The organism is Wenyingzhuangia fucanilytica (genome assembly GCF_001697185.1).
GTDB classification, from domain to species: Bacteria; Bacteroidota; Bacteroidia; order Flavobacteriales; family Flavobacteriaceae; genus Wenyingzhuangia; species Wenyingzhuangia fucanilytica.
Genome location: NZ_CP014224.1, coordinates 2,784,036 through 2,803,662 on the forward strand (window position 1 = coordinate 2,784,036; position 19,627 = coordinate 2,803,662).

The 19,627-nt window shown below is 28.6% G+C and carries 20 protein-coding genes; 15 read left to right on the forward strand and 5 right to left on the reverse strand.

The genetic code is table 11. The features are described from left to right. Nucleotides 1-94: 94 nt before the first annotated feature. The 6 genes from AXE80_RS11275 (at nt 95) to AXE80_RS11300 (ending at nt 7,046) form a co-directional block, all read left to right on the forward strand. Nucleotides 95-1,060: a glycosyltransferase family 10 domain-containing protein gene (locus tag AXE80_RS11275; protein ID WP_068827368.1), complete on the forward strand. Its 966-nt coding sequence runs from the start codon at nt 95-97 to the stop codon at nt 1,058-1,060. Between the two features lie 278 nt (nt 1,061-1,338). Then, complete coding sequence (locus AXE80_RS11280) at nt 1,339-2,172, forward strand: rhamnan synthesis F family protein (protein WP_068827369.1); 834 nt, start codon at nt 1,339-1,341, stop codon at nt 2,170-2,172. 34 nt (nt 2,173-2,206) lie between these two features. After that, a complete protein-coding gene (locus tag AXE80_RS11285) occupies nt 2,207-2,932 on the forward strand; it encodes a glycosyltransferase family 2 protein (protein WP_068827371.1) in 726 nt (241 codons plus the stop codon). 17 nt (nt 2,933-2,949) lie between these two features. Then, nucleotides 2,950-4,611 (forward strand): DUF5672 family protein, encoded by a 1,662-nt coding sequence (locus AXE80_RS11290; protein ID WP_068827373.1) that lies wholly within the window; start codon nt 2,950-2,952, stop codon nt 4,609-4,611. Nucleotides 4,612-4,644: 33 nt separating this feature from the next. Then, nucleotides 4,645-5,910 (forward strand): glycosyltransferase, encoded by a 1,266-nt coding sequence (locus AXE80_RS11295; protein WP_068827375.1) that lies wholly within the window; start codon nt 4,645-4,647, stop codon nt 5,908-5,910. Continuing rightward, nucleotides 5,904-7,046: a glycosyltransferase gene (locus AXE80_RS11300; RefSeq protein ID WP_068827377.1), complete on the forward strand. Its 1,143-nt coding sequence runs from the start codon at nt 5,904-5,906 to the stop codon at nt 7,044-7,046. The genes AXE80_RS11295 and AXE80_RS11300 overlap by 7 nt, the downstream gene beginning before the upstream one ends. Here AXE80_RS11300 and AXE80_RS11305 read toward each other — a convergent pair. The 3 genes from AXE80_RS11305 to AXE80_RS11315 form a co-directional block, all read right to left on the reverse strand. Beyond that, a complete protein-coding gene (locus tag AXE80_RS11305) occupies nt 7,043-8,134 on the reverse strand; it encodes a glycosyltransferase family 4 protein (protein ID WP_068827379.1) in 1,092 nt (363 codons plus the stop codon). The two genes, AXE80_RS11300 and AXE80_RS11305, sit on opposite strands and share 4 nt — an antisense overlap. A gap of 85 nt (nt 8,135-8,219) precedes the next feature. Beyond that, on the reverse strand, nt 8,220-9,299 hold the full coding sequence (locus AXE80_RS11310; protein WP_068827381.1) for a glycosyltransferase: 1,080 nt from the start codon (nt 9,297-9,299) through the stop codon (nt 8,220-8,222). 1 nt (nt 9,300) lies between these two features. After that, the gene (locus AXE80_RS11315; RefSeq protein WP_068827383.1) at nt 9,301-10,410 is read right to left on the reverse strand and encodes a glycosyltransferase family 4 protein; all 1,110 of its coding nucleotides are present in this window, start codon (nt 10,408-10,410) and stop codon (nt 9,301-9,303) included. A 182-nt stretch (nt 10,411-10,592) separates the two neighbouring features. On the opposite strand from AXE80_RS11315, the gene ruvX reads away from it, so the two are divergent. From ruvX to mazG, 9 genes are all read left to right on the forward strand, one after another. Beyond that, nucleotides 10,593-11,000 (forward strand): Holliday junction resolvase RuvX, encoded by a 408-nt coding sequence (ruvX, locus tag AXE80_RS11320; protein ID WP_068827385.1) that lies wholly within the window; start codon nt 10,593-10,595, stop codon nt 10,998-11,000. 13 nt (nt 11,001-11,013) lie between these two features. Beyond that, nucleotides 11,014-12,063 carry a hypothetical protein gene (locus AXE80_RS11325; RefSeq protein WP_157359398.1) on the forward strand — a complete coding sequence of 350 codons (1,050 nt, stop codon included), beginning with the start codon at nt 11,014-11,016 and terminating at the stop codon, nt 12,061-12,063. Next, nucleotides 12,063-12,938 (forward strand): glucose-1-phosphate thymidylyltransferase RfbA, encoded by an 876-nt coding sequence (rfbA, locus tag AXE80_RS11330; RefSeq protein WP_068827390.1) that lies wholly within the window; start codon nt 12,063-12,065, stop codon nt 12,936-12,938. Before AXE80_RS11325 ends, rfbA begins: the two co-directional genes overlap by 1 nt. Next, complete coding sequence (rfbC, locus tag AXE80_RS11335; RefSeq protein WP_068827393.1) at nt 12,939-13,511, forward strand: dTDP-4-dehydrorhamnose 3,5-epimerase; 573 nt, start codon at nt 12,939-12,941, stop codon at nt 13,509-13,511. Further along, nucleotides 13,504-14,361, forward strand: coding sequence for a dTDP-4-dehydrorhamnose reductase (gene rfbD / locus AXE80_RS11340; protein ID WP_068827395.1), 858 nt, complete (start codon nt 13,504-13,506; stop codon nt 14,359-14,361). The genes rfbC and rfbD overlap by 8 nt, the downstream gene beginning before the upstream one ends. Nucleotides 14,362-14,484: 123 nt before the next feature. Then, complete coding sequence (gene rfbB / locus AXE80_RS11345) at nt 14,485-15,492, forward strand: dTDP-glucose 4,6-dehydratase (protein ID WP_068827397.1); 1,008 nt, start codon at nt 14,485-14,487, stop codon at nt 15,490-15,492. A gap of 167 nt (nt 15,493-15,659) precedes the next feature. Further along, nucleotides 15,660-16,247, forward strand: coding sequence for a peptide deformylase (def, locus tag AXE80_RS11350; RefSeq protein ID WP_068827400.1), 588 nt, complete (start codon nt 15,660-15,662; stop codon nt 16,245-16,247). Nucleotides 16,248-16,263: 16 nt separating this feature from the next. Next, nucleotides 16,264-16,695 carry a DUF5606 family protein gene (locus tag AXE80_RS11355; RefSeq protein WP_068827402.1) on the forward strand — a complete coding sequence of 144 codons (432 nt, stop codon included), beginning with the start codon at nt 16,264-16,266 and terminating at the stop codon, nt 16,693-16,695. A 122-nt stretch (nt 16,696-16,817) separates the two neighbouring features. Further along, complete coding sequence (gene mazG, locus AXE80_RS11360) at nt 16,818-17,597, forward strand: nucleoside triphosphate pyrophosphohydrolase (protein WP_068827404.1); 780 nt, start codon at nt 16,818-16,820, stop codon at nt 17,595-17,597. A gap of 1 nt (nt 17,598) precedes the next feature. Here the strand turns inward: mazG and AXE80_RS11365 are convergent, their stop codons facing one another. Next, nucleotides 17,599-18,507 carry a glycosyl transferase family 90 gene (locus tag AXE80_RS11365; RefSeq protein ID WP_206208126.1) on the reverse strand — a complete coding sequence of 303 codons (909 nt, stop codon included), beginning with the start codon at nt 18,505-18,507 and terminating at the stop codon, nt 17,599-17,601. 106 nt (nt 18,508-18,613) lie between these two features. Further along, nucleotides 18,614-19,522 (reverse strand): glycosyl transferase family 90, encoded by a 909-nt coding sequence (locus tag AXE80_RS11370; RefSeq protein WP_068827408.1) that lies wholly within the window; start codon nt 19,520-19,522, stop codon nt 18,614-18,616. Between the last annotated feature and the right edge of the window lie 105 nt (nt 19,523-19,627).

Consider the following 19,627-nt stretch of genomic DNA (forward strand, 5'->3'; position numbering starts at 1 on the left):
AAATAAAAGAACAATTCACAATCTGCTAAACTACATATTTCTATTCTCAAAATATATTTAAGTAATGGGCAATTTAACGCACAAAATTAACACAATGAAGACAATATACATTGATTTTTTAGGATTTGATTTATCATTAAACAAGGAAGATAACTGGATTGTCAGTTTACTCAGTAGGAGCTATCATGTTAAAATTTCAAAAGATGCTCCCTATGTGTTTGTTGGATCCTTTGATCCATATTCCTATAGAACTGAAATAACTGATAAAATTTCAATTTATATACCAGGGGAAGCGATTTTTCCTGACTTTAATTTTTTTGATTATGCCTTAGGATTTGATGAATTTAATTATGATGATCGATATTTTAGATGGTTACCACTAGGTAACACAATGGCTAGAGGAAAGTTCGTTAATAACATCCAAAAACCTTTTGGTAGAAAGTTCTGTAATTTTATCTATGGAAATCCTGATGCACACCCAAATAGAGATTTACTTTTTCATATGTTAAACAAATACAAAAAAGTAGATTCACTAGGAGCTCACCTAAAAAACACTAATATTGACATTGAACCTAGAAATGGAAATTGGTACCAAGGCAGTATCGATATCAAATCTGAATACAAGTTTTCATTATCTCTAGAAAACTCACTAATGAAAGGTTATACCACTGAAAAAATAATTTCTTCATTTCAAGCCAAATCAATTCCAATTTATTGGGGAAACCCCAATGTAACAAAAGAAATTGATCCAGATGGTTTTATCAACTGTCATGATTATGAATCTTTTGACCATGTTGTTGAAAAAGTAAAAGAAATTGACAACGATAAAACTAAATACCTAAAAATGCTTCAATCCGCAAAAAGCCTCTTTTTTGAAGAAACTTTTCATGAAAATCAAAACAAAAAATTATTATTATTCTTTGAAAATATTTTTGATAAAGAATTTAAAGATGCTAAAAGAAAGCCTGTAGGTTATTGGACTTCAAGACACTTAGACACCCTATTAATAAAACCTGAAAAAAAACAATCTTTAACTAGCCGTTTAAAATTTTGGAAGTAAATCTAACTATTGTTTTTCTTTACAATTCAACTCTAAAGACACTAAGACTATCTACCCGTTAAAATGCATGTTTACTAATTATCCAACTTAGCGTTGTATATGTCTTCATATCTGAATGTCAGTTAAACATTTATGTTTCAAAACAACCATAGCCAAAAAAACTATAAACAATTAGCTATCGAACTTCATTAAAACTACTATAATGAACAGTTTTATAAAAAACCAAGCTCCCTTTAAAAAAATAAAATTAACCTATCTTTGCTTACAAAACTTAAGCTTTGAATAAAAATAGATTAACCTTCTTCTCTTTTTTTGATCCAGAAAATCAAATTGATGACTATGTAATTCATTATTTAACAGAACTGAACAAAGTCTCTGATATTATTTTTTCCACAGATTGTAAACTGCCTCCTCATGAATTAAATAAAGTTGAGAATCTCGTTCTATTTAGCATTAATAAAAAACATGGTCAATATGATTTTGGTTCACATAAAAAAGCTTTTATAGAGGCAAGTCATAGAGATCTTTTAAAAAATTACGATTGGCTAATTTTAGCTAACGATTCTTGTTACGGACCTTTTTATGAGTTGGAACCTATTTTTTTAGAAATGGAGTCTAAAAAATTAGATTATTGGGGTTTTAGTCATAATACCATAGACTTATCTCCACATATACAAAGTTATTTTGTTGCTTTAAATAAAGACACCTTTACCTCAAAAGTGTTTAAAGATTTCATTTTAAGTATTAAAAAACAATCTGTAAGAAGAAATATTATAATAAAATATGAACACGGATTAACAACTAATCTTAAAAACGCTGGCTTTAATTACAACACTTATTTTGTTGAAACTCCCGGCAGTTTTTTACATGACCCTACCAAAGACTGGGATAAAATGATACACAAAGGATTCCCTTTTATAAAGAGAACTCTTTTCACCAGAAATAACTATAACCTGGACAATTTGGATACGTATAAAGAAGTAATTCTTAAAAACCATCCTGAATTTGATATCAAAATAATAGAAGAAAATTTGAATCGTTATTTAGCTCCTGTATCTCCATCAATTATTAACTTAATTGTAAGTAAATTTAAGAAAATAGCAAAATTTTAATATTTTTTATTTTAAGATTGAAACCAAGCTAAGTATGGGCTTAAACAAAATAGATATTTCATATATTATTCCTATATACAAGGGCAACAAAAACAATTTTGATTTAGAAAACAAAATAGACTTGTATAGTGAATATGACAAACAAGTTTTAAATAAAATTCACTTTATTTTTATTGACGATTGTTCTCCAATTCCTCTAGAAATAAAAAACAAAAACATTAATTACACCCTTGTAAGAATTACTGATGATATTATGTGGAATCAAGGTGGGGCAAGAAATTTAGGAGTAACATTAGCTAGTTCACCTAAACTAATTTTAACTGATTTAGATATTACATTTTCAGAAAACATCTTAAAAGACCTAATTAACAAAAGAATTCCGAATGAATTATATACTTTTAAAAGGGTATTTAAAGGTGACAAGATAAAACCACACCCGAATACATTTTTTTGCTCAAAACATACTTATTACAAGTCTTTAGGAGTAGATGAAGAATTTTGTGGGAATTATGGATATGAAGATATTTATTTTACAGAACTACAGAAGTTTCTAAAAACAAAAACTAAAGTCTATAAAAAAGAAGCCGTAACTATTGAAACACTAATGCATAATCAACATAAACTTAAGAGAGATACATCTGTTAATTTAAAGCTTCTTGAAAAAAAAAGGCAAGCCATCAAAAATAAAACTCCGTTTTCTGAACATAGTCGAAAATTCTTGAATTTTAACTGGTCTATTATAGAAACTAATCTCATTTAACTGTTAAGTAATATTTCATGAAAAACAAAATCGTAGTATACACCGCCCTTTTTGGAAACTACAGTGGTATTATTGAACAACCAAAAATAAAAGGAGTTGAATACCTTTGTTATACTGACCAAGATATCACTTCTAAATCTTGGAAAATTATAAAAGTAACGCCTCCTGTTCCTAATGATAATACTAGGTCTAATCGATATTACAAAATATTACCACACAAGCATTTAAAAGGATATGACATTAGTGTTTATATAGATGCCAATTATCTTATTATTGGTGATTTTGTTTCTATGGTTTTAGAAAAACTAACGAAAAACTCAATGGTTTGCTTTGATCATAACCAAACTGTATTTGACCCAAAAGATTGTATTTATAAAGAACATCAAACTTTGATAAATCTTGCTAAAGAAAAAAGAGTCTTTAGAGACTCTATTGAAGTAATGCAAAATCAAATTGATTTTTTTAAATCAGAAAATTATCCAGAAAACAATGGATTAATTTTTGCTGCTGTTTTGATCAGAAAACATTTTAATGAAGAGGTAATCAACTTGATGGAATTATGGTGGAGTTTTGTAAAAAACAAAAGCAGAAGAGATCAATTAAGCTTTAATTACGCTGTTTGGAAATTAAATTTTGACAAACTAGAATATTTAAAAGGAGATTTACGAAGAGGAAACCCTTGGTTTTATTGGATTGATCACAAACTAAATTTTAAAAAAGATATTCAAACCATAAAAAGACAATTGTTCTTAGAAAAAAACCCAACACTGAGATGTCTTTTATTTTACACAAAGCTTCCGCTTATCTTAAATAAATTAAATAAGTGGTGTAAAAGATATTCGTTTGAACCCTTATCTACATCCGAAATAAATAATATTCGTAAGAGCATAATTAACAACAAACTAGATAAAACACAAATCATTAAAGAAATTGAATATATTGACTCTATTAAAAAAGAAGAAAGGCTCTCTTATTGGAACCATTATTTAGAAAATGTACTCCCTAAAAAACAAGGTAGCCCTGTATTAAAAATTGCAAAGGAGTCTAATTTAACTGCTGTTATAGTAGAGGCTAGAAAACACCCTCACTTTAAAGTAGTCGTAGAAAACATGCTCTTAAACACACAACATTTAAACGTTTGTTTACATGTTTACCATGGTACTGAGAACGAAAAATTTGTAAAGGATTGTTTAAAAGAACATGAAAACATAAAGTTTATTAATTTAAATATAGAAAATATAGATATTGAAGGATATAATAAAATTATGCTATCCGAAGATTTTTATAAAAACATAAATAGTGAACTCATTCTTGTTTTTCAAACAGATGTAATTACTTTTAAACCACTTGATACAGCGTTTTTACAATATGACTATATTGGTGCTCCTTGGAAGAAAAAAGAACACCTAAACTATAAGGCTGAAGTTGGAAATGGTGGTTTAAGCATCCGTTCAAAAAAAGCTATGTTAACTATTTTAGAACAAAAAATTCCTCGCGAGACTTTTGTTCCAGAAGATTTATACTTAGCTCAAATTCTAAAGCAACAAAATTTTAATATTCCCTCTTATGAAACAGCTTTAGAATTTGCAACAGAAGGTGTTTATAATCCTAATGCATTTGGATGTCATAAAAGCTGGGAGGTTATTAAAACAAGTGAACTTAAAGAACTTTTAAAATAACATACTCTCTTACAACTGACTAAAAGTTAAAAAATGACAAAGGAAAAAGATATTAGCATAAATGTATATGGATATTTAAATGAGTTTTCTGGTCTTAGTGAATCTGCTAGATCAAATATTGATGCGTTATTAGAAAACAACTTAAAAGTAAACGTTCATAGTTTTAATTATGATCATTCTACAAACACTTATCGAGATTTTCCTAACCCATCTAATAATGATGCTTCTATAAACCTATTTCATATTAATATTAATTTCATTGAAAAGTTCATTCAAGATATCGGTACTCAACCATTTAAAGAAAAATATAATATAGCCTACTGGGCTTGGGAATTTTCTGAACCACCAATTGAAATAGAACAATATATTTCTCTGTTTGATGAAATATGGGTACCAAGCGATTTCTGTGTAAATGCATTTAACAAAATAGCTTCTATTCCTGTTGTAAAAATTCCACATGCATTAGCAACACCAACTTTACTAAAAAGTAATGAACTAGAGGAACTGCAGGCTCATATTTCCGATAAATTTGTTTTTCTAACCATATTTGATTCGGTTAGTTCTATAGATCGTAAAAATCCTTTTGCTACTATAAATGCTTTTATTTCTAGTTTTGAGAACAATAATGATGTTGTATTAATTATCAAAACTCATAATTTAGATCAGTTTTCAGATGCTAAAAAAATGTTTTTAGACATCGCTAATAAACACACTAATATTATTTTAATCAATAAAAAAATTAGTAAAGACGAATTACAAAATCTTATTCAAAATGCAAATTGCTATGTTTCATTACACAGATCAGAAGGGTTTGGCTTAACAATGGCAGAAGCAATGTCATATGGAAAACTTGTTATAGCAACTGGATACTCTGGAAATCTTGAATATATGAACATAAACAACAGCATTTTGGTACCCTACGAACTTATAGCTAGTGAAAAAGATTATGGGCTAACCAAAAAGGGGTATATCTATGCAAATCCAGATATTAATTTTGTAAGTAAAAAGTTACTACAAATTGTAACAAACTATAATCAATATTCAGGTCTTGCTCAAAGAGGAGAAGAATTGATCAGAAATAAATATTCTTTCTCTACTATTGGACAATTAATGAAAGAAAGATTAGTTTTAATCTCTAAAAATCTTAAAACATCTAAAGATACTGAGTATTTTAATTTGAGTGAAGAAATTCTAAATATTAATCTAGAAAATCAAACTCTAGAAAGGAAAATTAAGAAATTAGAGAAAAACATTTTTATTAAAATAAAATATTGGTATAAAAAGAAAATCAAATGCTAAAAATATTATTCTTTTATCCAGACAATCCTTTAGATATTAATCAAGGAAATAATGCTAGAGTAAATGCATTGTTGCATTATTTTAAAGCAAATAATTTTGAAATAGATTTTGTAGGCGAAGAAAGTGCTATCTTTTCTAAAGAAGATCTTTTAGAGTTTCAAAACTCTAAACTGGTAAAAAAAGCACAGCTAATAAGAAAGAGGAAAAAAAGTGGTCTTCGTTATTTGTTTGCACATTCAATTCTTAATAAAATAAAACACAAAACAGGTTTATTCACTCGTTTAGGTGTAGGTCAACAAAAAGACTTTGAAGATATTCTACGTAATAACCAATATGATTATATACTAATTTCTTATGTTCTTTTTGCACCATTAATAAACAATAAAAAACTTTTAAAAGGAGCCAAAACCATTGTGGATACTCATGATTTTTTTACGGCTCAATTTAAAGATCATAAAAAATGTAAAGACATAGGAACTGTTTTTAAAACTGAACTAAAACTATTAAATCAATTTGATGCAATATGGGCTATATCTGTAGAAGAAAAATTTATTTTTAATCAGTTTTTACCACATAAAAACATTGAATTAATTCCACATGGGATTGATGACAAACATCAACTAAAATCTGAAAACCCATCTATCGATATTTTTTATGTTGCTAGTCCTAACCCACACAATGTAGCCTCTATTAAATGGTTTTTTAAAGACGTTTACCCTTTATTAAAAAAAGATATCAAAATTACTATTGTTGGTAGAATTATCAATTTTATTGAGAACTACGATAATGTTACTAAGCTTGAAAGAGTTGAAGATTTATCAGAATTTTACAAACAAAGTAAAATCACCATGTGTCCAATGCTTAGTGGTACTGGTTTAAAAATAAAAGTTGTGGAGTCTTTATCATACGGAACTCCTGTGGTCTGTAATGAACGTGGAATTGATGGTTTATTAAACAAAATTAACAATGGATGTTTAACAACTAATAACCATAAAGAATTTGCAAATTATATCCATACATTATTGGCTAATAAAGATTTTTACAATCAACAAGCTTCAAATGCAATTACATTTTTTAACAGCAGTTTAAGTTTAAAGTATGTACATCAAAAACTAAATAACTTTTTCAATATCTAAAAAAGTAAACTTTCATAAACGGAAAGATAATTTTTAGTCATTACTGAAAAATCAAACTTTGCTGCTCTTTCTAATAATTTAGCTTTGAACACTAATTCATTTTTATAAAATTCTTCCATCCCATTCTTGTAGGTTGAGACCATATAATTCGTTTCAAAGTTTTCAAAATAAAAAGCAACATCACCACCTACTTCTGGCAAACTAGTTCTATCACTTAAAAAAACAGGTTTTCCAAAACTCATTGCTTCAATAGGAGGAATTCCAAACCCTTCTGCAATTGAAGGATGGCACATAGATTCGCAGTTCTGAATTAATGCCCATTTTTCTTCTTCGGTGATATTGTTACAAAAATGCACTCGATCTTGCATCCCTAAACGCTCTATCTCGTCTTGTATTTCCTTTAAATAGGCTGGGATTTCACTTGAGTAAACCAAAACCAAATCTTCTTCTATAAAAGGCAACATTTTAACCAAAGAAAGCTGATTTTTTTTTGGAAAAATTACCCCAATATTTAAAATATATTTTTTGTTTTTTAAATATTGGTATTCGCCTAAATCATAATTAAATGTAGTATCAGGAAACTTAATTCCGTTATATATAACTTTAATTTCAGGTTTTTTACAAAACCTAAATAAGTTTAGATTGTTAATTAAGTCTTGTTTTGCAAATTCCGATATACATACAATAACATCGGCATTACGAATATTCTTCTCAACTCTTTTTAAACCTTTTTTCTCTTTTTTGGTTGAAACATCTTCGTGAATAAAATTTAAATCATGAAGTGTTACCACTTTTTTCTGACCTATTCTTTTTTGGTGAAAATAAGACGATAATTGATGACTTGTATGAAGAAGATCGTATTTAAAAGTGGAAAAAGGTCTAAATTTATGAAGTGGTTTTCTTTGCTTAATGGCAAATTTAGTTCCTAAAGTTTCTATAGCTTCCTTAGGACCGTATAGAGAAATATCAATATTATTTAAGATAGGTAAATTAGAAAACCCAAGCGCTAAATTTTTAAAAACATTCGCTATACCTGAATTAGGATACCTCAATCTTTCTAAATCAATTAATACCTGCTTCTTTTTCATTAACCTTTTTTTTAAAAACAAATATAACACCATCATTTTTCAATGGTCAATAATTTTGTTAACATTTATATGGTCTAGCTGTATTTTATATAGACTCTAAATACGTTTCAACTTTTTTGTTATTAATTTCTGCATCAAAATGTTGATTTACAAAATCATGTCCTTTCACTCCCATATCTAAACTCATTTCTTCATTAGAATTTAGCAACAAAATCTTATCAACCAAATCTACCAAGTTATCTTTTTCGATTAAAAACCCCGTAACATTGTTGTCTATAATCTCTGGATTACTACTAACATTAAAAGCTAGAACTGGTTTGTAATGGTATGATGCTTCTGCAATTACATATCCAAAACCTTCCCAATGTGAAGTTAATACAAAAACATCTAACTGCGACATAAAGGTATTTACATCCTCTACATAACCTTGAAAAACCACAACATCTTCTACATCTAATTCTTTTGCTTTGTTTTTTAAGCTATTAAGCAACCTACCTTCACCTCCTATAATTAGCTTAAAATTTAGATTTTTAGATTTTAACATCACAGCCATATCTAGCAATGCTGTTTGGTTTTTTTGGTATTCTAATCTTCCTAAGTTCCCTATAACAAACGTTTCTCCCTTACTTTTATTTTTAATTGGGTGATAATTCTCTAAATGAATACCATTGTATATAACCTCAATTTTTTCTTTAGGAAAAAGTGTTGCGTTATTTTGATTAACTGTTCTTTTGGTTTCTTGAGAATTGGCCAACATATGGGTTAACACCTTTTTAAAATAGAATCTATTTAGACTAGTATTTTTAATTGGAATAGCACTTCCTCTCCTATATACTATTTTTTCTATTTCAGCTAACTTAGCAGCAACCGCACCTGTTTTAATATCTTTTGAGGCATTTAATATTAAAATATCTGGAGTATCCTTTTTAAATAATTGGACAAGCTTATAAATTTTAAAAGGGTTTAAAAAACTTAAATTTTCTATATCTATCAATCTTAATTCTAAACCTGAATTTTCTGCTTTTTTATGTAAAGCTCCGTTTTTTTGACAATATAAAACAACTTGGTACCCTTTATCTTTTAGATACAACGCCATTTCTAAATGCCATTTTTCGCCTCCCCCCCAAGATTTTACAGAGTTAAAAAAGCATATTTTTTTCTTCATTTTATAAACTTTTATAAAGTTTTAAGATTTGTTCTCCTATAACATCATCATTAAACCTTTGTACATATTCCAACCCGTTTGAAATCATTTTATTTTGTAGTATTTCACTTTCTTCAATATCCAAAATAGCCTGTTTTAAAGCCATATCATTGTGGGGCTCTATATAAATTGAATCTGGCCCACCTGCTTCGGAAAAACAACTTCCTTTTGATGATATTACTGGAGTTTTTGAATACAATGCTTCCACAATAGGTATACCAAAACCTTCAAAAATACTAGGATAAATAAAAATACTTGCCATTTGATAAATCATGGCCAACTCATCCATAGCTACTCCTTGCAAAAAATGTATTCTATCTTCCATTTGGTTAGCTTTAATAAAGGCTTTTACTTTTTCTGTATAAGCTGTTTCTTTTCCTACAACCACCAAATGATGTGAAGTATTTTTAATTGCTTTTACAATGGTCAATAAATTTTTGCGCTCCTGTATAGTCCCAACATTTAACAAATACTTACTTGGCAAAGAGTATTTTTCTACTATTTGTTGTTTTTGATCATTAGTATACACCTCTTTAAAAGCCGCATGACAACCTTGATAAATTACCTCTATTTTAGCTGCATCTACTTTTAAAAACTCAACAATATCTGCTTTGGTTTGTTCGCTAATAGCAATAATTTTATCAGCAACTTGAGCTGCTCTTTTAAACTTTTTAAAATGAATTTTACCATCAATATAAGAGTACAACTCTGGATATCTCACAAAAATTAAATCGTGAATAGTTACTACAGATTTAATATTGGTTTTCTCAATTCCAATGGGCAATTCATTAGTCAATCCGTGATAAATTTCAATTTTATCTGTAACCAAATCCTTTACAATTGCTTTTTGCCTCCACAAAGAACTTAACTTTTGCCAAACTTTGGCTTTGGGCATACATAAAACCATGTTCGTGGTAATAGTTAACCTGCTTACCCTTCCTGGTTTTGGATTGTATAAAAAGTATTTGTGATTGGGAAATTGAGCAGCCAAAATTCTTAAAGTATCTCTACTATAATTTCCTAAACCAGTGGTATTATGGAATACTCTTTTGGCATCAAAACCTAACTTCATTTATCTTTTTATTTTAATAATGCTTGTTATAACAAATGTTTGGCTACAAACCATTTATAGTTTAGCAATATATAGAATCTTTTCTTATTTAAAATGAACTTATTGATAAGAATCTATCAATAAAACATAGCTCTCAAACAAATTTACTTATTTTTACACATCAACAAACACAAGCAACTAAAATGTCTAAAATATTAGCTTTTGATTACGGAACTGTAAGAACTGGATTAGCCGAAACCGATGATTTAAAAATGATGGCTTTTGGCTTAGATACCATTGCTACTAAAGATATTTTTAGTTACTTAAATCAGTACTTAAAACAAAATACCGTTGAAGTATTTGTAGTTGGAGAACCTAAACAAATGAACGGTTTAGAAAGCGAGAGCGAAGTGCATATTAAAGAATTTATTAAAAAATTGGATAGCACTTATCATATTCCCATTGTAAGATTTGATGAACGTTTTACATCAAAAATGGCTTTTGATACCATGATTGCGAGTGGAATTGGAAAGAAAAAAAGACAGAACAAAGGTTTGGTTGATAAAATTAGTGCCACTATTATTTTACAAGGCTACTTAGATACACTATAACTTTTCTTTTTTGATGATGAATAAGCATTTCCAAAGTTTACCTAAAATTGCGCTCATTGAATTTGATCAATCTCATGCTGAGTGTTTGTATAGCCAAATATTATTTTTACAAGATCACTATCAAATTACGGTCTTTCTAAACAAAAAAAGTCCCGAAGACTTAACAAACATCCCTAACATAACGCTTATTACTCTTGATTTAGACAACAAAAAAACAAATCAAATTGTAAAAAATTATCTAATCAAAGAAAAAATAAACAAAGTAGTATTTAACTCAGCCGAAAGAAAAATTTACAAGTTTTTACTATTATTTTTATTTAATAAACAAATTTCTTTTTGGGGGATTTTACACAATCCTAACAGGCTAAAAAAAAGTTTAAAACAAAAATATATTAGCTTTAAACTAAAAGGATATTTTGTGTTGAGTGATTTTGTTAAACAAAACATCACAAAAGAAAAACTCACAAAAACGCCTATAAAAAGCATTTACACTATCTTTTTTAAAAAAGAAAATATTTTAGAAAAGATTATAAAACTTCAAAATGAAACTTGGATAGTAATTCCCGGAAAAGTAGAGTCTTATAGAAGAGATTATCAATTTTTATTACAACTTAATATCCCACAAAATATTAAGTTTATCATTTTAGGAAACATCAACACTCCTGAAGGAATTCAATTTAAAGATAAAGTTCATAAGCTTGGAGTATCATCTAATTTTATACTTTTTGAATCTTATATTCAAAATGATGTGTTTAATCAATACATAGAAAATGCCGATTTTATTTTACCTTTAATTCACCCTAACAATCCTTTTTTTAATAAATACATTAAAAATAAAATTACAGGAACTTATAATTGGGCATATGCTTTTAAAAAAACAATGTTGCTAGAACAAAGTTTTTCGTCTATAGATGAATTTAAAGAAACATCAAACTTTTACGATATTAAATCTAAAAATCAGATATTTAATTCAATAAAAGAACCTAAAAAAGAATACACAAGTGATAAGTGGAATTTTAAACATCAACAAAACACTTATTTAAACTTTATAAAAACACAATAATGAAAGGAATTATCCTAGCAGGAGGATCGGGAACTAGACTGTATCCACTAACCAAAGCAACATCAAAACAATTATTGGCTATTTATGATAAGCCTATGATTTATTACCCTCTTTCGGTATTAATGTTAGCTGGAATTAAAGAGATTCTTATTATTACCACTCCCGAAGATCAAGAAAGATTTGTCAATCTTTTAGGAGATGGTACTCAAATCGGAATTCAACTTTCTTACGAAGTACAACCAAAACCAGAAGGATTGGCTCAAGCTTTTATTATTGGAAAAGAATTTATAGGAACCGATGATGTTGCTCTTATTTTAGGTGATAATATTTTTTACGGACAAGGGTTTATCAAACTACTTTCTAGTGCTATTGAAAGTGCTAAAGACGAAAACAAAGCCACTATTTTTGGTTATTATGTAAATGATGCCGAACGTTATGGTGTTGTTGAATTTGATGAAAACAAAACAGCTTTAAGTATAGAAGAAAAACCCAAAAAACCAAAAAGCAATTATGCAGTTTCTGGGTTGTATTTTTATCCAAACAATGTAATAGAAGTTGCTGAAGCCGTAGTACCAAGCGAAAGAGGTGAGTTAGAAATTACCAGTGTAAATCAAGCCTATTTAAAAAAACAAGAACTAAATGTACAAGTAATGGGGCGTGGTTATGCTTGGTTAGACACAGGAACACACGAATCTATGCTAGAAGCTTCTAACTTTATTCATACTATTGAAAAAAGGCAAGGTTTAAAAATAGCCTGTATAGAAGAAATTGCTTACGAAAAAGGCTATATAGACAAAAAGCAATTATTAGCTTTGGGGCGAGAAATGAAGAAGAATGAATATGGTCAATATTTAATTAGAAAAGCAACAAAATAGATGAAATATACACGCACCGAAATTCCTGATGTTATTATTTGTGAACCTAAAATATTTGGAGACAACCGAGGATATTTTATAGAAGCATATAAAGAAAATTCTTTAACCGAATTTTTAGGATATAAAATTAATTTTTGTCAAGACAATGAATCTAGTTCTAGTAAAGGAGTTTTAAGAGGATTACATTATCAATTAGGAAAATACTCTCAAACAAAATTAGTTAGAGTTATTCAAGGTTGTGTTATTGATGTTGCAGTAGACTGTAGAAAAGGTTCTCCAACATTTGGAAAACACGTTGCGGTAGAATTATCGGCAGACAACAAAAAACAATTATTAGTTCCTAAAGGATTTGCTCACGGATTTATAGTATTAAGTGATACAGCTATTTTTAGTTATAAAGTAGATGCTCCTTATCATTTTGAAAGTGAAGTAGGTATTGCTTTTGATGACCCAACTTTAAATATTGATTGGAAATTAGATAAAAACGATTATATCTTATCCGAAAAAGATTTAAAAAACCCTTTATTAAATGAAGTAGAATTATTTGATTATAACATCAATTACTATGAATAATATACTAGTTACGGGTGCAAATGGTCAATTGGGTTCAGAAATCCAAAATCTTGCAAAAGATTATAAAACCTCACATTTCTTTTTTACAGATGTAAGTGATTTAGATATTACCAACATAGAAAAAGTCCGTGATTTTTGTACTACTCATCAAATTAAAACTATTATCAACTGCGCTGCTTATACGGCAGTAGACAAGGCTGAAGAACAAACAGAACTTTGTAACGCTGTAAACCACATAGCTACAGTTAATCTTAGTACAGTTGCAAAAGAATTAAATATAAAATTAATTCATACTTCTACAGATTATGTCTTTAACGGAAAAAATCACGTTCCTTTTAAAGAAAATGATTTAACCGATCCTATAAATGTTTATGGAAAAACAAAGTTGTTAGGAGAAGAGGCTATGATAAACATCAATCCAAAACATTCTATTATTATTAGAACTTCTTGGGTGTATTCTACTTACGGAAACAACTTTGTAAAAACCATGCTAAAGTTGTCCGAAACTAGAGAACAGCTAACCATTATAGCAGATCAAGTAGGGAGTCCTACTTATGCTTATGATTTGGCTAAAACTATTTTAGAAATCATTCCTAAAATAAATAATGACCAAGTTGAAGTTTATCATTACTCAAACGAAGGGGTTTGTTCTTGGTACGACTTTGCTTATGAAATTTTTCATCAAACCAACACAAATTGTAAAGTGTTGCCTATAGAAACCAAAGATTACCCTACTGCTGCAGAAAGACCACAGTATAGTGTAATGAATAAATCTAAAATTAAAAACACTTTTGATATTGAAATTCCACATTGGAAAACATCACTAGCAAATTGTTTAAAAAAGTTATAAAATTACAATTATCGAGCAAATTCTCATTAGTAGAAATTGGTCATCTAGTAAAGTCGAGATGTGATTCGTAAATTAAAGAATCAGTTCTCAACTCCACTTGAACACTAACAATAAAAAATAAAAATGAAACATATATTGGTTACAGGAACTGCAGGGTTCATCGGTTCTAACTTCATCTATCATTTTATTAAAAACTATACTGATTATCACCTAATCAGTTTAGATAAATTAACCTATGCTGGAACTTTAGAAAATTTAACTGAAGTTGAAAATCATGCTAGACATACTTTTATCAAAGGAGATATTTGTGATAGAAAACTAATAGAAAATATTTTTTCAGAATATAACATTCAAGGAGTAATCCACTTTGCTGCAGAGTCACATGTAGACAATTCTATAACTAATCCTGGAGTATTTATAGAAACCAATGTAAACGGAACTTTTACTTTGCTTGATGTTGCCTACAAATATTGGATGCAAAAACCTTTTACTTATAAACAAGGCTTTGAAAATTGTAGGTTTTTACACGTTTCTACCGATGAAGTTTACGGTACTTTAGGAGAAACTGGTTTGTTTACAGAAACCACTCCATATGCTCCAAACTCACCATATAGTGCTTCAAAAGCTAGTAGTGATATGTTGGTAAGAAGCTATCATCATACCTATGGAATGAATACTGTTATTACCAATTGTTCTAACAATTACGGACCCCAACAACACGATGAAAAATTAATTCCAACCGTTATTAGAAAAGCTATTAACGGAGAACAAATTCCTATTTATGGTGATGGAAAAAACATTCGTGATTGGTTATATGTTTTAGATCATTGTAAAGGAATAGATTTGGCTTATCACCAAGGAAAATCTGGTGAAGTATACAATATTGGAGGGCGTAATGAAAGAAACAACAATTACATCGCAAACAAAATTTGTGAAATTTTAGATCAACTAAAACCTAAAGAAAATAGTTATAAAAACTTAATCAATTATGTAGAAGACAGAGCTGGTCACGATAGACGTTATGCTATTGATGCTACTAAAATTGAAACAGAATTAGGTTGGAAAGCCGATGAAAATTTTGAATCGGGAATTATTAAAACCATCCAATGGTATTTAGAAAAATATAGTTAGAATAATTTTATTCATTTGTCTGTTTATTCTGAACTCCTTTAGCATCTACAGACTTTAAAACAACACTACAAAGCCAAAGTTCTACATCACTTTGGCTTTTTTATTTCACTTATACCAAAGTATAAAGCTATTCTTTGTACTTTTGCACCGAATTTTAGCGCACTATTATGATATTACCCATTGTAGCCTATGGAGACCCAGTCTTAAGAAAAGTAGGTAAAGAAATAGATAAGGACTATTCAGAATTATCCACCTTAATTGCAAACATGTGGGAAACCATGGAAAATGCAAATGGGGTTGGTTTAGCAGCTCCGCAAATAGGAAAATCTATCCGTTTATTTGTGATTGATGCTACTCCTTTTGCTGAGGATGAAGATTTAGAAGAAGGTGAAAAAGAAGTTTTAAAAAACTTTAGAAAAGTTTTTATCAACGCTAAAATAGAATCTGAAGAAGGTGATGAATGGGCATTTGAAGAAGGTTGTTTAAGTATTCCTGAAATAAGAGAAGAAATTTGGAGAAACGATATTATTCACGTTACTTATCAAGATGAGAACTTTGAAACTCACAAAGCTACTTTTAGCGGATTAGCTGCAAGAGTTTTTCAACACGAATACGATCATATTGAAGGGGTTCTGTTTACAGACAAAGTATCTTCTTTAAAAAAGAGATTACTTAAAAAGAAATTAGAAAACATTTCCAAAGGAAAAATTGGAGCAGATTATAGAATGCGCTATTACGGTGCAAAAAGACGATAACTAAAAAATAATTAAAATGAGTTTAACAAAAGTAATTGCAATTGCTGGAAAACCAGGATTATATGAAATTTTAGGACAAACCAAAGGTGGTTTTATTACTACTAGTTTGTTAGATGGGAAAAAATCTCCTGTAAAAAACACTCAAAATGTAAGTGTTTTAAGTGATATAGGAATTTATACATATGAAACTGAAGTTCCTTTAGGTCAAGTATTTTTAGCTATTCACGAAAAATTCGAAGGAAAAGAAGGTTTAAGCCACAAGGCTCCTAATAACGAATTAACAGCTTTATTTAGCGAAGTATTACCTGAGTATGATGAAGAGCGTGTATACGTTTCAAACATCAAAAAAGTAGTACAATGGTACAACATTTTAGTAAACGCTAATTTTGATTTTGAAAGTATTAAAGAAGACTTAAAAAAATTAGAAGAGGCTCAAAACGAAGCATAACAAACACTTGTTTGTTTTCATCTTAAAGCTGTTAACTTTTATGTTAACAGCTTTTTTTGTTTAAGCCTTTAAATATACCATCTACTTTCTACCTTTGACAAACCACACAATCTTTAAGAAACATGAATTCAAGAAAAGAACAATTAGCAGCTATAGATCGTTTATTAACCATCATGGATGAATTAAGAGAACAGTGCCCTTGGGATAAAAAACAAACACTAGAATCTCTTAGACATTTAACCATTGAAGAAACTTACGAACTTGCCGATGCCATTCTTTCTAATGATTTAAATGAAATTAAAAAAGAATTGGGTGATTTACTTTTACACATTGTTTTTTATGCTAAAATAGGAAGTGAAACCAATAGTTTTGATATAGGTGATGTGGCTACGGCTATTTCAGAAAAGTTGATTCACAGACATCCTCATATTTATAGTGATGTAAAAGTAGAAGATGATGAAGAAGTGAAAAAAAATTGGGAAGAACTAAAATTAAAAGAAAAAGGAAACAAATCTCTTTTACAAGGAGTTCCAAACTCTTTACCTGCTTTGGTAAAAGCCAATAGAATTCAAGAAAAAGTTTCAGCTGTGGGGTTTGACTGGGAACACCCAGAACAAGTTTGGGAAAAAGTTCAAGAAGAATTATCAGAATTAAACAAAGAAATCTTAACAGGAGATAAAAAACGTATAGAAGCCGAATTTGGAGATGTTTTATTTTCTATGGTAAATTATGCTAGACTTATAGGAATAAATCCAGAAAACGCATTAGAACGCACCAATATTAAGTTTAAAAAACGTTTTGAATACCTAGAGGATAATACCATGAAAAAAGGCATTAAACTTACCGATCTTAGTTTAGAAGAAATGGATGTCTACTGGGAAGAAGCTAAAAAGTTTGATTAATTTACCTTTCTTGTAATGTAAAATACTTATCTACTACCCCAAAAGCTACTGCTCTTTCTTTTTTTAAGTTATTAAACTGCTTTACATGTTTATTTGCATTTTCAATAATCTTTAAAGCTTTGTCTGGATGTTCAATATAGTATTGTAGTTTTTCCTCTAAATCAGAATAATCATCTTTGATACAAATAAAGTGAACATCTGGAATTAAAGTTCCTTCCATAAACCAAGTTTCATATTTTAGTTTAGGACTAACCGCTATGGAATTTGATGACATAATCCACTTTAAATTAGTAGCAACATCATTCCCTTCTAAAGACAAAACAAACTTATATTTTAAATGCTCTTTAATAGATAGTTTGGGAGTACTCCATTCTGCAGACACTTCTGGAGAATTTACAGCTCCTAAATCACACATAGGGTGATTGAAATACTTATTATAAAAATCAACTTTATTATGGTGATAATGGTAAAATCTAGATCTACCAATCAACATATCTTTTTTATCTAAAAACCTTCTGTTGTCTTTTACAAACTTAAAGTGTCTTATTTTATTTAGTTTTAAAAGAACAGCGTTGGTATTATCACCTTCTATCGGCCTACTTTTTACAAAGGTTGGCTGATAAGGCACTTCTGTAATATCTCCAAACTCATAACAAAACTGATCTGTTTCTGGAAAAAAACGAAGAGTTTCCATCAAATCAAAATAATAAGTTTTAAGTTTTTTGGGTCTTTTAAACTCTGCAATACTAACAGTATCTGTAAGAAAATAAGGTTTACTTAACTTATGAGGTTTACCTAAATTATAAGTCTCACTTAATTGATTATAATAATCAATTCGTTCTTTAATGTTTAAAGAACTCTTTTTCTTGTTTTTAGAAAAGAACGCACTAGGCATTAAATCTAAAAACATGTTTTTTATATAATACTGTAACTTATTAAACATCATAAAACCAAAACTACAACTTAATTATCTAACTAAACTATCAAATAACTCAATCAAAAATTATTTTATTTTATCAACTTTTTTGTAGTTCAAAATACTTTTCAAGAACCCCTAAAGCAACTTTTTTCTCTGTTTTCTTACAAAAAAACTGTTGCACATAATTGTTTGCATTTTTAATAATAGCCAATGCCTCATTAGGATTTTCTATATAGTAATTCAATTTTTCTTCTAAGTCCGAATAATCATCTTTAATGCAAATAAAATGAACATCTGGAATTAAAGTTCCTTCCATAAACCAGGTTTCATATTTTAGTTTAGGACTTACCGCTATGGAATTTGATGACATAATCCATTTTAAATTAGTAGCTACATCAAATCCTTCTAAGGATAAAATAAACTTGTATTTTAAATGTTCTTTGATAGAAATTTTCTTTGTATTCCATTCCAAATTAACTCTATCTGAGTTTATAGTTCCCAAATTACACATTGGATGATGAAAGTACTTTTCATAAAATCTAACCCGATGTACTTGCGTTGGAGATACCTTACACCTCCCTATTAATTCATTCTTTTTTTCTAAAAAAGGGATATCATCTTTTACAAACTTAAAATGTCTTAACTTATCTAACTTTAAAAGAATAGCATGTGCATTGTCTACATGAATAGGTCTACTTTTAACTATAGAGGGTTCTGATGGCACTTCTGTGATATCTCCAAACTCATAAGAAAACATATTATTTCCATTAAAATATCTTAACACACTCATCATATCAAAATAATAAGCCGAATGTCTTTTAGGTCTTTTGTACCTAGCCAATTGATGGGGTTTTGATAGTTTATAATTACTTTTTAATTTATTATAATAATCTATCCTTTTCTGAACTTTATCATCACAAAGCTCCTTTTTATAAGTAAAAAATGATTTTGGTAATACATCAATTACACCATTAGTGATATAATATTTAAATTTTGTGAGTCTCATAAATGTAAAACATATCTTTGTAACTAAACTACAATTTAATTAGCATAATTTTAAAACAAAAAACTACGTATATATACTTAAAAAATACGTATATTTGTTTTTTAT